The 2,349-nt window shown below is 52.7% G+C and carries 1 protein-coding gene; it reads right to left on the bottom strand.

Going from position 1 to position 2,349, the window contains the following annotated elements; genetic code table 11:
* Positions 1–482 precede the first annotated feature (482 nt).
* On the bottom strand, positions 483–1,931 hold the full coding sequence (locus tag HMPREF3130_RS00085; protein WP_070429049.1) for a nucleobase:cation symporter-2 family protein: 1,449 nt from the start codon (positions 1,929–1,931) through the stop codon (positions 483–485).
* Between the last annotated feature and the right edge of the window lie 418 nt (positions 1,932–2,349).

The raw sequence follows: 2,349 nt of genomic DNA, 5'->3' as shown, positions 1-2,349 counted from the left end.
TGGCCGCGGCCCGCTTTTGTTTTACCCACAAGTAAACAACATTCAATCGATAGATGTCGTAGCTTATGTCTCGGTGATAGCCATTGATTTTGCTTGGTTGTGGGTATTTGGAAGGGGCCCGGTGCGCAGTAGACCGGTCGCGGAGGCTCCTCGAATTCTGGCTCTTAGCTTGGTGGCGTGTGCGATTCATCCATTGCACTTCTGTGACTATCACCGCCACTCATCCCTACATACTGATACCCCAGTCCAATTGAGGCTTTATTACCAAGCTGTCCAAATAGGGAGACATACGCTTACTTAGTAGTCAGCTCTGATCTTCGACTCGTACCTACGAGATGCTGTGGCGGCGTCCTCGATCACGCCAAAAGAAAATCCCGTATAGGTGAGGTATTGCCTGCGCCCATACGGGAGGGTGTCGTATTTAGTTAAGTTAGCCCTGTCTGGGATTAAGCTATGCAGTCGCGCTAATCAAAGTACCGAGGTTAGTTATTACTGCTCGGCTTAGCCGACGGGACGTCTCCGTAGCCGTCGTGGTCCTTATCTTCAGAGTTAATACCTCCGCGGAAGGTGTCGTGAGCACTCGGAGTAACGGCGTGCGGTGCACGGTCGGCGGTGTTGAACAAAAGATTCAAGATGATAGCAGCGACGGAACCTACGCAGATACCTGAAGCCATAAACGTTTGCGCCCATGCCGGTAGTCCGGAGAATAGTTCGGGCGATACAGCAGGAAGTAATGCCAATGCCAACGGAATACCCACGACAATCACGTTGGATTCAGTGAACGTAACCTTGGATAGAGTGCGGACGCCCGATGCTGCGACCATACCGAACAAGGCGATACCGGCACCTCCCAAAACTGGAGCTGGGATAGCGGCAACGAGAGCGGCCGTCTTTGGAATCAAACCCAGGATCAGCAGCATTCCACCTGCAGCTGCGGTAACCCATCGGGAACGTACGCCCGTGATGGATAGGACGCCAATGTTCTGGGCAAACGCCGTGTATTGGAAGGTATTGAAAATACCGCCAATTACGGTCGCAGCACCGTCGGCACGCAGTGTGTCGGCAATACGGTGATTATCAATCTCGGATTCGGTAATCTCGCCGATTGCAAGTACGTCGCCAGTCGCTTCGACCATAGTCACAAGCGAAACAATGCACATGGCAAATACAGCCGAGAGGACGAATTCAGGCATGCCAAAGTAGAATGGATGCGTCAACCCGAAGACTGGTGAGTCCTTAGTTCCAGACCAATCCACCATTCCCAATGGAATGCATAGCAGCAATCCGGAGATCATGCCCACTAGAACGGCAATGCGGGCGAGCCATTCTGGTGCCCATCGCTCAATACTGAGAATTAAGACCAACACAAACGCAGCTACTGCCAAGTTTTGAGGTGCGCCGAAATCTGGAGTGTCCTTGACTTCAGCACCGCCACCAACCCAGTCGGCTGCGACTGGCATAAGCGTCGTGCCGATAATCAATAGCACCGTGCCAGTGACCAACGGCGGAAATAGGCGTAGAAGCGACGCAAAAAGCGGTGCAAAGAGCATCATGAAAATGCCCGATGCAATCACCGAACCGTAGATTGCGGGTACGCCGTATTGCGATCCGATAGTAACCATCGGAATCGCGGCAGAGAAGGTACAGCCCTGAATCAGTGGTAGTCGCACACCAAATCGCCAAATACCCACCGACTGTACGATGGTGGCGATGCCTGCAACAAACAGGTCCGCAGCAATTAGGTGCGGAATATCGGACGGGGACATACGCCCGGCATCCACAAGTGCCCAGCCCACGAAAAGCGGGACTGCCACCGCGCCTGCATACGCGGCGAGCACATGTTGAAAGCCGAGTACAAGCAGTTTCACATGGCCCGGATACTCATCGACCGGATGAACCGTCTGAGTATCGGTCTTCGTTGATGTAGTCACAGTTCGACTTTAGTTCCCTAGTCCAGGTTTTCCTCACTGGAGCTTTCTATTGGGGTGGTTTCGCTCCATCTCGCTTTACGACGAGGCCATCGGGTCACGTCACTTTGCTGAGATAACTCGTGAGTGTGCGTGGGAAGCCGCTGAACGAATGCATTGCGGAACAGCTTTAAGTGAGACTCTAGGGTTATGGTTTTCTATTAGCTCGGAAATACACTAGAAAGGCGTTGTGACCTGCAGGTTCGCTTTATGTGAGAAGTGTGTGTAATGTATCCGGGGTCAGCGCGACAGGGCGATGTGATCGCTTGTTGTGGTGATGTGGGGGAGAGTTTACTTTGTATTCACGGTCGGTTTGACTTGTGTTTGCGATGAAGGTAAAGTCTTCTTCTGCTGCTCACGGGGTGGCTGCTGCTTGGTTGTG

It is taken from the genome of Corynebacterium sp. HMSC14B06 (assembly GCF_001807075.1).
Lineage (GTDB): Bacteria > Actinomycetota > Actinomycetes > Mycobacteriales > Mycobacteriaceae > Corynebacterium > Corynebacterium jeikeium_D.
Note: the sequence above shows the minus strand (reverse complement) of the source record. Positions and strands in the feature narration are given on the sequence as shown.